Below are 13,225 nucleotides of genomic sequence, written 5' to 3' on the forward strand. Positions count from 1 at the left end.
GCCTCGCATTCGGAGGATCAGGGTGCATTGATTGACCGATTTCTAAACACTAATGGCGCAACTCTTACGTGGTCGCGCTCTTGAAAGGGTGCGTATTATTCCCGTTTACGCGTCAAAAGAATAGCTGAAGGCGTAAAACTTCTGGCTATTTTGGCCATTGGTTGTGTCAATGGGTCGGGCGGGTTTGCTGGATTTTACGTTTGCGGCGACGGTTGGGAATGGCTTGCTGGTTTAATGCCCAATCAATATGTTCTTTAACCAGGGGAGATACCCGATCCCTTTTGCTGTTCAACGCCAGAATTATCCGTTCATCGCTCGGCGCATTCCCCAGCCCCACGGCGAGGTTCCTTAACCACCCTTCATAGCCAATGCGACGAATGGCTGAACCTTCGGTGCGGCTCAGGTATTCATTTTCGGTCCAATTAAATAAATCGACCAGATCGCTATCGGCCAATCCATGGCGAGGTAAAAAATCTTTTTCCTGTGTGAATTGCGCATATTTATTCCAGGGGCAGATAGCCTGGCAATCATCGCAACCGAAGATGCGATTGCCGATGGGTTCGCGGAATTCCTCGGGAATAGCGCCCTTGTTTTCGATGGTCAAATAAGAAATGCAGCGACGGGCATCCAGTTCATATGGGCGAGGGAATGCATCGGTCGGGCATACTTTCAGGCAGGCCGTACATTCGCCGCATTGGTTGGGTTGCGCGGGTTCGTCGATGGGTAAAGGGACGAAGGTAAAAATCTCGCCGAGGAAAAACCAGCTGCCTGCGGCGCTATTAATGATAAGTGTGTGTTTACCGGTCCACCCCAGGCCGGCTTTTTCAGCGAGTGGCCGTTCCATCACCGGAGCGCTATCCACAAAGGCGCGATTTTGGCCTTTGAATTCATAGCCCGCCGGTAATGCATCATCAATTTTTTGCGCAAGTACACCCAGTCGCTTGCGAATCAACTTGTGATAATCGCGCCCTAATGTGTAGCGCGATATATAAGCCCTGGTTGGATCTTTAAGGATTTTGATTTGTTGGGTATCGCCAGGCAAATAATCCATGCGCACTGATATCACCCGTACTGTGCCGGGTAATAATTCTGCCGGGCGCGAACGTTTGTTGCCGTGTGCGGCGAGCCATTCCATGCTGCCGTGATAGCCCTTCGCCAGCCATTCCCTAAGGCGCACTTCTGCAGTGCCCAGGTCGATATCCGTAATGCCCAACTGCTGGAAGCCCAGTTCGCGGCTCCAGAGTTTGATATCGCGGGCAAGTTGCTGCAGATCGGGTTGGGTCATAGTGGAGTGGCAATTAACGAAAAAAGCTATTTTGCCTGAATTTGATGGGGGTTACATTTTTAAACATTTGATTTGGCAGATATTCAGGCTTGGCGGCTATAGTGAACGGGACTTTTTTAAATGGAGTAATGCTATGAAATTTCTGATTCCTGCTGTTGCGTCGTTACTGTTAAGTATCCCGGTATTTGCAACTCCCTTGCCTAATCAGGCCCATGTGTATGTAGAAGGTTCTGCCGAATTGGAGGTTGAACCCGACACTATGACGTTTACGCTCAGCATCCAGAAAGTAGATTTGGACCTTGCCAAAGCCAAAGCAGATGTTGATGCGCGTTCACGATTGTTAATCGATGCTATCAAAAAGTTCGGTATTAAATCGGAAGATGTTGCAACTACTGCGCTCAATATTCGCCCCGAATATGAATACAAAGATAATCAGCGCGTGTTAACAGGCAATAACGTTTCACGCCAGGTAGACATCACCTTGCGCGATTTAAAAAAATACCCCGACCTGATGAAGGCGTTAGTAGATGCAAAAATTTCTGAAACCATCAATACCAATTTAACCGTCGCCAATAAAAAAGCGGTTGAAGAGAAAGCCCAGACGGCAGCGATGAACGATGCGCGGGCCCGTGCAGAACGTTTGGCTAAAACCCAGGGCAAGGCGGTTGGTGAGCCTTGGTCGATTTCGGAATTTAATAATCGCGGCAATGAGCGTTGGGAATTGCGGCCGGCACGTAGTTTGGCTGGCAGCTCGGCAAATATAGTAGCGGCAGCAGATATGGGTTTTAAGCGCGAAGGCGAGCCATTTGAACCTGGTGTGATGAAAATTACGGCGCAGGTTTATGTGGTTTATCTATTAAAATAGTGCGGTTTTTTCTGCCAAGTCTTAACGTATCTGTTTTGCTTTAAGCATCGATGGATGGCACATAAATAGTTAAATAAAAACTTGTCGGCGTTATTTACAACAGATGCCATAAAAATAAATTGCGTTTACTTTTCCTATTGAAAGTAAACGCAATTTTTCATTTGGCTCAGCTTTTGCTTTGGGTGTTGCTGCTGAATATCCAGTCAAGGAAACTGTGAAACTTTTCTCATTTTGAGTTTCGCTGATTGATATGCCAGCACAACCTCAACGGATACATAACTCACAGTTGTATCTACACCCGATCATTATGTTTTTAGTACTGAAGGATCTGATGCCATGACTCTTTTCAAAAAACTTGCGTTAACTGTTGCCCTGGCCCTGCCAGTAGCAGCTCACGCTGACACTATTTCTCCAGAAACTTACGCTGCTACCCTCGGAGTTGGCGAAAGTGTGACTATCACCAAAACCGTAACTGTTGAAGAATCTGTAAGCAGTGGTGTACTCGACGTTGTATTTTTGATTGATACTTCCGGCAGTATGGGCGGCGTTATTGCGGCTGCAAAAGCGGCGGCGGCAAACTTGTTGACTGGCTTGGCTGGTTTCGGTGATTTGGCTACTGGTACCGGTTATTACAGTGAGCCAGGTTCAGGCTTGAATACCGACCTGACCACCAACACTGCTGCCGGTGTTGCTGCGATTAATGCCATTAACCTGGGTGATGGCGGTGGCGGCGGTGACTTCCCTGAAGAAGGTATCCATGCGGTTGAATTGGCAGCGACCAATACTTCCTGGAGACCCGGTTCTTCACGTTTCGTTATCGCTTTAGGTGATGCTACGTTCAAAGAATCTGATGGCTCAACCCTGGCATCAGCGCAAGCTGCTCTGGCTGCTAACGATGTAACTTTCATCGGTATCGACTTTGGCAACATGACTCAAACCGCATGGGGCGGCATTGACCCTACCCTGTTGGCAACTGCTACCGGTGGTAGCGTAGTATCAAGTGCTATTGATCCAAGTGCATTGATTGCTTCAATTCTTGCAAGTGTTGAAGACTCTTTCGCTACTTACAGCAAAGTAAGTGTTGGCGATCTGGGTGCAGGTTTGCCAGGTGTTGGTGTTTCTGTAACTTGCTTGACGGCAGACACCGGTACTTGCGTGGGTGATTCTGCGGTTGGTTCTTTTGACCGTAGCGTATCCCGTTCATTCACCTACTCTGTAACCTTCACCGGTTTGGAAACTGGTACCCACTCTTTCCTGACCCGTGGTCTGGTTGATGGCGCTATCGTTGCCAGTGAGAGAGACACCATTACCGTAACTGGTGCTGATGTTCCAGAGCCAAGCAGCATCTTGTTGTTGGGTGTTGGTTTGTTGGGCCTGGGTTTGACCCGTCGTCGTATGAAAGCTTAATTGTTACCATGCGTAAAAAAGCGGCCGTAATGGCCGCTTTTTTTATTGGTGCAGTAGTAGAATCGCCAACAATAATTAAAGTGTTTTTTCGTCATCGCATCTATTCAAAGAAAGGAGTTGGCAATAGTGAGAGCCACGGCATCGTTATTTTCTGTTTCACCTCGTCTCGCACATGTAAAACCATTGTGCGCGTTGCTTCTTGGGTGCTGGTTAAGTATGGGCACTGGCACTGCAACAGCCGCGATCATCGGTGGAGATCCCCAATCGGCATTTAGCGATAACGGAGCAAATTCTGCTCCTTCCATTGATATACAAAATCGCCCCGGAGCGGAGGCTTTTACCAATGTTTCGTTTGGGGGGGGTGCGGAAGGGTTAAGAAAACTTGGCCAGACTGCACGCGATGCAATCAAAAAATACCCGAAATCCGGCTTGGCCCATGAAGTGTTGGGTACGGCTTTATTTTATTCGGGTGATATGAAAGGTGCGCTTGAGGAGTTTTCGATTGCAACACGATTGGAACCGCAGCAAGTGGGCCCCTGGGTGAAGTTGGGTATTACCCAAATGGAATCGGGAAGCATTGACTCGGCGGAGGTTTCATTGCAAAAAGCATTAGCGCTCAAGCCGGATAATCGTATTGCCAACCAGCGTCTTGGCCTGTTGTACGAATACCAAAAAAAATACACCGCCGCGATTGAATATTTGCAAAAAGGCTTAAAAGGAACTGGCAATAATTATTTGGGAGTTGCACCGAATCTTGCGCAATTATTGAATCGACAAAAACGTTACAAGGATGCCATTGACACGCTGGCTCCACGCGCGCCGTTAACCTTGATGGATCCGGTGGTCCATATCATTTTGGCTGCATCCTATTCCGGTGCGCAGCAGTTTGATAAAGCGAGTGAACGATATTCCCGCGCTGTTGAATTGCAACCTGAGAGTAAAGAATATCAATTAGGGTTAGCAATTAGCCAGCGAGAGGGAAAGCAATTGGCCGCAGCGACAGACACGTTGAAAAAACTGATTGTCAAAAATCCCGATTGGAGGCCCGCTTACCTTGAGCAAGGCGAACTGGCGTTAGCTGCTGGAAAAGTTGCCGACGCTGAAGCCGCGTTTAATACGGCGATTAACAAAGGTGCTGATGCGGCCTCAATCGATTATAAACTTGCACAGTATTACGTGGCCCACAAGCAAACCAGGGAAGCGATTGCACGGTTGCGTAATGGAATTGATAAAGGTGCAGTACAGCCAGAAACCTATGCAATGCTGGCCGAGCTTGAGCGATCTCAAAATAATGTGGACGCAGGTTTGGCAGCATTGCGCGCGGGTATCGATAAATTTCCACAAAACGGATTGTTGCAATTCCGGTTGGGGAGTGAGCTTGCTGCCTTGCGTCGTTATGATGAGTCGTTGCCGTATTTTGACAAGGCCCATCAGCTGAAACCGCAAGATGCTGATATTTTGCGTTCCTATAGTTTGGTGCAAAGTAAATCCGGTAAAACAGCTGATGCTGCAGCAACTGCCGGAAAATTGTATAAGGTGCGTGGGGAACAAACACCGGAAGCACTGTTTTACGCAACCCTGTTACAACAAGACAAACAATTAGCGGAAGCGGCAGCGATTTATCAAAAAATTCTTACACAAGAACCGGGCAATCTGGTTGCATTGAATAATTTCGCTTCATTATTGGCAGAACAAGGCAAGCTGGATGACGCTGAAAAAGCCGCTAGAAAAGCCAGTGAGTTATCCAAGGGTAATGCACAATTGCTGGATACCCTCGGATGGATTTTGTATCAGCAAAAACGGTACAAGGAATCCCTCGATGTATTGGCTGACGCAACAAAAGCCAAGCCGGATATTGCAGTCATTCACTATCATACCGGCGTGGTGCAAACGGCAATTGGCAATACTGCTGCTGCGAAAAAATCCTTGGCGCAGGCATTGAAGCTGGATGGCAACAGCTATTGGGCGGCGGATGCAAAGCAACGCCTGGCGGCCAATCCTTAAGTATTTTCGATGTCCCCTGTGAATAGTTGAGAGGCTGTTCGCAGGGGACAATGGTGAAAAATTCTATCGCTCCCTGGTGAAATCAATAAAACTCCACGTGGTATTTATGTATTTTGTAATCAGCGTGGGAATTTAAAATTCCATATGCTGTTTCAGTTCCCGTGCATGGCGGCGTGAGGCAATTACTTCAGTACAATCTTGCATAATAATCATCACACCATCGCCAATCCAAGGCTCGATACGATCAATAAAGTTCAAATTAATAATTTCCTGGCGATTTGCGCGAAAAAAAGTTTCCGGGTCAAGGCGTGCTTCCAGGTAATTTAATGGGCGCAGTACTGGTGCACTTAACGCGCCGAAAAATAAACGGACATAATTTCCTTCTACAGCGATGCGGCTGATTTCCCGAAGTTTTATGAAATGGCAGCGCTCACCTTCACGGATAAAAATATGTGCGTCCAGGCTTTTTTCCGGTTGGTTAAATGGAACGTGCTGTGCCCGCCTCGCTAATTTCCCAAGGGCTGCATCCAGGCGATCGCGGGTGATGGGTTTGAGTAAGTAATCCAGCGCATTGGATTCAAATACGTGTACGGCGTGTTCTTCATAAGCAGTAGTAAAAATAACGCCGGGCGTGTGCTCGCTATGTTCCAATACATCAAATCCGCTACCCTCAGCTAAATTGATGTCCAACAGCACCAGATCCGGGCGCAATTGGTTGATCGCTGTAATGGCTGTTTGTACATCGCTCGCTTCACCGGCGATGCTGTATTGGGGGAAATGTTGTAGCAATCCTGCCAGCTCTTTGCGTGCGAAGCGTGAATCATCAACGATCAGGATTTTCATGGCCTTGAGTCTCTGTAGCGAAACTTATTATTTTTAGGCGTGCGAATGGTTTGCGGAATTATGCGCAAATTTGGGCGATGTATTCCTTCCACGCGACTATGTCAGTGCCTTCGGAATCAAACAAGCTTAAGCCCAATAAATAATCCCCGCTCGCTGCTTGTGGTCTGCACCATTTGACTTCGGTGACTAATAAAAACTGCCGATTACCATCGGCATCGCGAATGCAGCAGCGCAAGATAATATCGGTTGCTACTGCCTGGGTGGCGATAACGCGCAATCCATTGGCCGATATATCCAGGCTTTGGGTGATGACCAGGGTGGGATCACCGTTGGCGGACGAATCCAGTTCGATAATCACGATGAGTTGATTGTCCAGCCGGAACTCCTGGCGCTGTTCGGGATTGTTGTGGTTATTATCCATAGGGCTGTCCATGAATATCGGTATGGTTTTGGTTGGTTAGTTCAAATCTCTGCGCAAACCGCGAATGACTTTTGCTAATTGGTCTTCAAAATTATCGCCATTACGCAGCACTTTTATTTGCTCCCGCGCTATTAAATCCTGCAATTGTTCTCGCGTGTATTCTGCAATTTTTCTGCCCACCTGATCGGCAAAAATATATTTGCTGGTGGATGCAATAATGACTGAAAGTTTAGCGCGCTGCTTTTCATTGCTACTCGATATTTCCAGCCAGGCGCCGACTTGCAGTTCGCTAACTGTTTGTAGTGCAGATTGTTCCCGGATCAATTGTGCGGCCGCTTCAGCTGCCGCGTTTTCGATGCGTAAACGCGCGGCTTCTGCCGCCTGTTCGGCTTCGCGACGGCGCTGCTCGTCTGCCAGGGCCCGCGCTTCTGCCATTGCTTTGCGCGCGGCAGCGCGGCGGGCTTCCAATTGCTGTTGCATGCGCGCTTCTGCTTCAGCGCGCGCTTGTGCAGCCGCTTCGGCTACCGCTTGTTGTTGGGCAATTAATGCCTTGACCACTTGTTCCGCTTTTTGTTTTTGCATTAGCAATTGTGCTTGTACACCCGCATTTGCACGTTCAATCAACGTAGCGAGTGCGGTATTAATAATGGTTTGAATATCCGGATGTGGCAATGGTTTCGCAATGCCCGTGGATAAACACAGTGCAAAGTCCTTGTGGCTTTTAATCATCACTTTGCGGCCGGTGTGATCAACCAACAATAACTGATCCACATCCGGGTTTTTCAGTGCGAGTTTGCAACGCAATGCTTCATTGTTTTCGCCATAGAAAATAAACCAATCGCCGACACGTAATTGCTCAGTCTGTTTCAGCAAGCTATAGGGGAGTTGGGTGTTGCTACTGCTTTGCCCGGCGCTATACCCCAGCGGTGTAAACAAGGAGTTTTCCAGGGGGTGTTTCTGAATCGCAGCCATCAGGTGAGCGTGCAAATGTTCAAATAATTGCTGATAGGCATGGCTGTTATTTAGCGGATGCTCGCTACTGCGCTCCAGCTCGGCGATCACGAGTGGGATTTGCTGGTAAAGGTGTTGCTCATCTACCGTAATCTCATCGGTAGAAAATAATTCGCCGAGCGCGGGTAGCAACCGGTTCCAGCTTTTCCATAGCGGTAACTGGATTAATTCTTCGGGCGTTTTATTAAATGCCCAATACTGCAATTCACTTTTCAGCGTGCCCTTGATCAGCCCATGCAAGTCGCTGGGGAGCGGGCGATTGCCCAGGTTTTTGTTCAGTAGATCAATCACGCGTGTTTCTGCACTGATTTGTTTCAGGTGTGCCAGTTCGGTTTCGCATAGCCGGCTTTCCAGCATAGCCGCGCGTTTTTCTTCGCTGGCTAACCACTCATTAAATTGTTGAATCGTATCTCGTAGTGGTGCGTGATCAGTCAGCTCTGCATCCGTTATTGTGGTGAGGTGTGTTTGGGTGGCAGTGGCGAATGCTTGAAATTTTTCCAGGAATTGTTGGGCAGGCTTGCCGTCTCGCGGATACCAATAGCGTCCGCTTAATAACGTTTGCAGCAATTGATGTAGCGGGTGGAGCGGTGAGCAAAAAAATTCATTGTCGCGGCTGATTGCAGTCGAAAGCGTTGGCCATAGCATTTGTAATTCGGTGTGCAGCTTTGCATCCCACAATGGGTTTTGCTTGAATTGGCTGATAAAGTCATTGGCCAGTTGCCCGCGGATAACATCGGGGGATTGGTGTTCATGTGCGGCGATACTGGCAAATACTTCGCTCAGTTGCAGCGAATCGCCAGCGGTTATGGCTTGCAGGGTAAATTCAGACATAGGGGATCAAACATAAAAGACCAAACACAGGAGCATCAGTAGCTACCATCACTCTATTTTGCGCAATCATTCTCTGCTCAATATAGCCAAGATGTGCAGGCTGCGCTGTACTTTTCCCCGCGCGGGTTTTGACAAAGGTTTTCCCGCCCCGGTTCGTGGCAACTTGCGTATAATCACGCCCCGTTTGTAGCTATTAGCCTCTGGGACTTGTGACTCCATGAAAATTACTGCCGATTCCTCCCTTTTATACACTGCTGCCGAAACCTATGCGGTGGATGCCGCTGCTATCGCATCGGGCATTCCGTCCATCCAGTTAATGAAGCGTGCCGGGCGCGCAGCGTTTGAGTTGGTGACAGAACGTTTTGCTGACGCAGCGCTAATTAGCATCTACACCGGCGGCGGCAATAATGGGGGCGATGGCTATGTATTGGCGGGGCTGCTGGCCCAGCGTTTGTATGCCGTGAAGGTAATTGCCCTGGTGGCACCTGACCAGCTGAAAAACGAGGTTCGCCAGGCCTATGAATTTGCGGTGCAGGAAGGTGTGGAGGTTTTATCGTTTGATAGTAGGCCCTTTGTCGACGCTCCAAACGGCGGTTTGATTGTCGATGCCATGCTCGGCATTGGTTTACAGGGCGCTGTGCGCGCAAACTATGCGGCAGCGATTGAGCAAATTAACGCGAGTGGTGTACCTGTACTGGCGCTGGATATCCCCTCTGGTTTACAAGCCGATACCGGTGCTGTGGCTGGCGCTGTAGTGCAGGCGCAGCTCACCTTGACCTATATCGGTGTAAAGCGAGGATTATTGACGGGGCGCGGCCCTGCGGTCTGTGGTGAGTTAGTGCTGGCTAACCTGAATGTGCCCGCAGCATCTTATACCGCCGTTAGCCCATCTACAGAAAGGCTGCATTTAAACGCGCTCTTGCCATTGTTGGCGCCACGCGCTGCCGATGCCCACAAAGGTGATTTTGGCCATGTTTTAGTGATTGGTGGCGATACCGGATACGGTGGCGCTGCATTGATGGCGGCGGAGGCGGCGGCTCGCACTGGCGCCGGGTTAGTGAGCATCGCTACGCGCCCCGAACACATTCCGGCAATCCTGGCACGCCGCCCGGAAATCATGGCCTGTGGTGTGGTGTCCGGGCAAGAGCTGGAGCCTTTGCTAGCGCGGCCAACCGTATTGGTGGTAGGCCCTGGTTTGGGGCGTTCGCCCTGGTCCGAGCAGATGCTGCAACAAGCCGTAAAAAGCGGTTTGCCGTTAGTGCTGGATGCAGACGCGCTCAATATTCTCGCTGCAGGACGCGTGATACCGGCCAGCGTCAAACGCGATAACTGGTTACTGACCCCGCATCCGGCAGAAGCAGCGCGCTTGCTGGGACAAACCACGGCTGAGGTGCAAGCGGATCGCTTTGCGGCGGTGCGTGCGATCCAGTCCAAATACAATGCCAGCGTTATCCTCAAGGGCGCCGGTAGTTTGGTGGCATCGGCGCAGGGCCCGGTTGGTATTGTCACCGATGGCAACCCCGGTATGGCAACTGGCGGAATGGGTGATGTGCTGTCTGGCATCCTCGGTGGTTTGGTTGCCCAGGGATTGCCTGTGGCCGATGCCGCACGCCTCGGTGCTGTGGTCCACGCTTGTGTGGCTGATCTCGCCGCCGATGAACATGGCCAACGCAGTTTGTTGGCGACTGACCTTATTCCCTATCTGGGCGAATTACTGTAAGCCGGTGGGAGATGTTGATGATTGATCGTGACTTCCAATTAGAGGATGACGCCCTGATGGTGGCTTTTGGCGAGCAACTAGGGCGTGCGCTGGCAGCGTGCGACGGGACCATCTCGGTATACTTGCAGGGTGATTTGGGCGCCGGGAAAACGACACTAAGCCGTGGAATCTTGCGCGCCTTTGGCCATGCCGGCGCGGTAAAAAGCCCGACCTATACCCTGGTTGAGCCCTATGAATTTGCCGGACGCATCCTGTATCACTTCGATTTATATCGCCTGGGCGACCCGGAAGAACTGGAGTACATGGGGATCCGCGATTATTTTGCCGCGCCCAATATCTGCCTGATTGAGTGGCCCGAACGCGGTGCTGGCCTGCTGCCGGAAGCGGATGTTAGCTTGCACATAACCGTGGCGGGGATTGGCCGCCATATTCACTTGCAAAGTCGTTTGCCGTTGGCGATTTAAGCTCTGTATTCATTCACTTGTCATCTCCCTGTCATTGGTGAAAAACCTGAAACTAACCTAGGCTTGGGAATACCATTCATAAAATGAGTCTGGCTGGTTGTTAGTGTGGTGAGGGAGATTCATGCACAAAGAAATGCTTTTCCGGCAAGGGCCGCTCGCGGGTTGCGTGCGCGGCTTCTTGTTATTGCTGTGTGCATCCAGCGCATTTTTTGGTGCAACCTGCTGTGCCTATGAAACGCCCCGGCGCGTCCTGTTTGGTGGCGATGCTGAATATCCACCCCTTGAATGGATGGAAAAAAACCAGGCTAAAGGATTTAACGTAGAACTCGCCCGCACGGTCGCGCGCGTGGGCGGCAGCAAAGCTGAACATCATTTGGGCAATTGGCCTGATGTCATCCATGCACTGGAAGAGGGTCACCTTGATGTGGTGCCCATGTATTATTCCAGCGAGCGCGCCAAACAATTTATTTTTACGCACGCCTATCATTATCTATCCCACTCCATCTACGCGCGGCCGGGCGCTGTGCGCGTTTCCTCGGTGGATGATTTGAATGGTCACACCGTTGCGGTAGAGCAAGAGTCGTTTGCTCACCAGCAGCTGCGTGCATTAGCGATAAAACCGCAACTGGTACTAGCCTCCAATACACTCACGGCGATAGAAGCCGTGCACAATGGCAAAGCAGAGTACGCCATTCTCACCAGCCTCGCCGCTGATAGTTTGCTGCAAAAAAATAATTGGAAACTGGAACGTATGGGCGCACCTTTCTGGTCGCGTGGGTATGCCTTTGCGGTCAATAAAAACAAGCCGGAGTTAGCGGAGTGGTTGCAGAATGCGCTCAGTGAAACCATAGCATCGGGGCGCTACCAGCAGCTTTATAACGAATGGGAAACAACGCTCGAGCCTGCCGCTTCCGATAAAACCCTGGTAAACATATTGTGGATCAGCCTGGCAATTGTGATTGTTATTTTGCTACTGGGCGCGAGTTGGTATTGGAGTTTGAAACGCACAGTTGCCTTGCGCACACAGGAATTGCGCGATGCACTCACCCAGCGTGAAATGGCCGAACAGGAATTGCGCCATGTCGCCCATTTTGATTCCCAAACCGGTTTGGCCAAGCTGCAATATTTTATCGAGCAAGTGGATGATTATTTTCACTCGCACCAGCAACCGGTGAAACAGGAGAAAGAAATCCTGATTTTAAAACTGGTCGATCTGGATGTCATTGTGCGCACCTTCGGTTTCTCGCGTGCAGAAATGGTAGTGAGTGCATTCGCGGTGCACCTGGTGAAATTAAATGATTCGCTGGCAGCATACCTTGGGCGCGGAGTGTTTGCGATTTTTACCAACAAGTGCAATGCGCACGCGTTGTTTGATCGCCTCGGTGCGGCCATGGCCAATTCGGACCCGGGATTAAATTCGCAATTTGTCGGCGGCTCGGCTTATTGGCCTGAGCATGGTCGTTCGGCGGGGAAATTAATGCGGCACGCGGAAACAGCCATGGCGATGAGCATTGCGCGCCGGCGGCGCTGGATGGCTTATGAATCTGCCATGGAACCCAGCCGCCTGGATCTGGATATTATTTCGATTTTTATCGATGGCAATGTGCAGGGAATTTATCCGGTGTTTCAACCGCAGCTGGATTTACGCACTGGCAAAATTATTTCGGCAGAAGTGTTGGTGCGTTGGCAGCATCCGCGATTGGGGTTTATCCCCCCCAATGTATTTATTCCGCTATTGGAAAATTCCGGTTTGATCGAACAAATTACCGCGCAGATGATCGATGAGGCAGTGCGTGTTGCGGTGTTGTTGCGCAAACGTAATTTGCCGTGCGCAATCAGCGTCAACATTTCCGCGTACGATTTAATTGAAACCAGGCTCGCTGAAGTGATTGGCCAGGCCTTGGTGCGCTATCAGGGTGTTGCGAGCGATATTAAATTGGAACTGACTGAAACGTCGGTCGCGAGTGATCCGCACCGTGTAAAACAGGTATTGCTGGAGTTAAGCGAGTTGGGGATATACGCCTCGGTTGATGATTTTGGAACGGGTTATTCATCGCTCTCGTATTTGACGATGTTTCCGATTCGCGAATTAAAAATTGATCGCACATTTGTTAGCGATATGATCGGGAATCCGCGTAACCACAGTATTGTGCGCTCTACTATTTTAATGGCGCGCGAACTGGGGCTGACAACAGTTGCCGAAGGTGTGGAGGATGACCAGACCCTGCAAATCCTTAAGAAGGATGGGTGCGATCTGGCGCAGGGTTATGTGATTGCGAAGCCCATGGCGGAAGCAGAATTTATTGAATTTATGCGCGCCCACGCTGCGCAACTTTTTGATATCAGCCAGTTTATGAAACGATAAGCTTTCTTG

10 protein-coding genes are annotated in these 13,225 nt (G+C 50.0%); 6 read left to right on the forward strand and 4 right to left on the reverse strand.

Annotated features, from left to right (window positions below; all coding sequences use genetic code 11):
* Positions 1 to 166 precede the first annotated feature (166 nt).
* A complete protein-coding gene (gene queG / locus A596_RS03385) occupies positions 167 to 1,285 on the reverse strand; it encodes a tRNA epoxyqueuosine(34) reductase QueG (protein WP_039912668.1) in 1,119 nt (372 codons plus the stop codon).
* A 133-nt stretch (positions 1,286 to 1,418) separates the two neighbouring features.
* Here queG and A596_RS03390 point away from each other — a divergent pair, with 133 nt between their 5' ends.
* The 3 genes from A596_RS03390 (at position 1,419) to A596_RS03400 (ending at position 5,561) form a co-directional block, all read left to right on the forward strand.
* Complete coding sequence (locus tag A596_RS03390; RefSeq protein WP_039912717.1) at positions 1,419 to 2,150, forward strand: SIMPL domain-containing protein; 732 nt, start codon at positions 1,419 to 1,421, stop codon at positions 2,148 to 2,150.
* Positions 2,151 to 2,486: 336 nt separating this feature from the next.
* Positions 2,487 to 3,557: a PEP-CTERM sorting domain-containing protein gene (locus A596_RS23425; protein ID WP_039912669.1), complete on the forward strand. Its 1,071-nt coding sequence runs from the start codon at positions 2,487 to 2,489 to the stop codon at positions 3,555 to 3,557.
* Between the two features lie 126 nt (positions 3,558 to 3,683).
* On the forward strand, positions 3,684 to 5,561 hold the full coding sequence (locus A596_RS03400; protein WP_152600082.1) for a tetratricopeptide repeat protein: 1,878 nt from the start codon (positions 3,684 to 3,686) through the stop codon (positions 5,559 to 5,561).
* 132 nt (positions 5,562 to 5,693) lie between these two features.
* Here the strand turns inward: A596_RS03400 and A596_RS03405 are convergent, their stop codons facing one another.
* Genes A596_RS03405 through A596_RS03415 form a run of 3 tightly spaced genes read right to left on the reverse strand, consistent with a single transcriptional unit; the run spans position 5,694 to position 8,667 of the window.
* A complete protein-coding gene (locus A596_RS03405) occupies positions 5,694 to 6,404 on the reverse strand; it encodes a LytR/AlgR family response regulator transcription factor (protein WP_039912671.1) in 711 nt (236 codons plus the stop codon).
* A gap of 58 nt (positions 6,405 to 6,462) precedes the next feature.
* A complete protein-coding gene (locus A596_RS03410; protein ID WP_039912672.1) occupies positions 6,463 to 6,825 on the reverse strand; it encodes a PilZ domain-containing protein in 363 nt (120 codons plus the stop codon).
* 36 nt (positions 6,826 to 6,861) lie between these two features.
* Positions 6,862 to 8,667: a DUF1631 family protein gene (locus A596_RS03415; RefSeq protein WP_039912673.1), complete on the reverse strand. Its 1,806-nt coding sequence runs from the start codon at positions 8,665 to 8,667 to the stop codon at positions 6,862 to 6,864.
* 217 nt (positions 8,668 to 8,884) lie between these two features.
* Here A596_RS03415 and A596_RS03420 point away from each other — a divergent pair, with 217 nt between their 5' ends.
* The 3 genes from A596_RS03420 to A596_RS03430 all read left to right on the forward strand — a co-directional run bounded on the left by A596_RS03420 (position 8,885) and on the right by A596_RS03430 (position 13,216).
* Positions 8,885 to 10,387 carry a bifunctional ADP-dependent NAD(P)H-hydrate dehydratase/NAD(P)H-hydrate epimerase gene (locus tag A596_RS03420; RefSeq protein ID WP_039912674.1) on the forward strand — a complete coding sequence of 501 codons (1,503 nt, stop codon included), beginning with the start codon at positions 8,885 to 8,887 and terminating at the stop codon, positions 10,385 to 10,387.
* A 17-nt stretch (positions 10,388 to 10,404) separates the two neighbouring features.
* Positions 10,405 to 10,851, forward strand: a complete 447-nt coding sequence (gene tsaE, locus A596_RS03425) for a tRNA (adenosine(37)-N6)-threonylcarbamoyltransferase complex ATPase subunit type 1 TsaE (RefSeq protein WP_039912719.1) — start codon at positions 10,405 to 10,407, stop codon at positions 10,849 to 10,851.
* Between the two features lie 121 nt (positions 10,852 to 10,972).
* The gene (locus tag A596_RS03430) at positions 10,973 to 13,216 is read left to right on the forward strand and encodes an EAL domain-containing protein (RefSeq protein ID WP_039912675.1); all 2,244 of its coding nucleotides are present in this window, start codon (positions 10,973 to 10,975) and stop codon (positions 13,214 to 13,216) included.
* Positions 13,217 to 13,225: the final 9 nt, after the last annotated feature.

The organism is Cellvibrio mixtus subsp. mixtus J3-8 (assembly GCF_000766945.1).
GTDB lineage: Bacteria > Pseudomonadota > Gammaproteobacteria > Pseudomonadales > Cellvibrionaceae > Cellvibrio > Cellvibrio mixtus_A.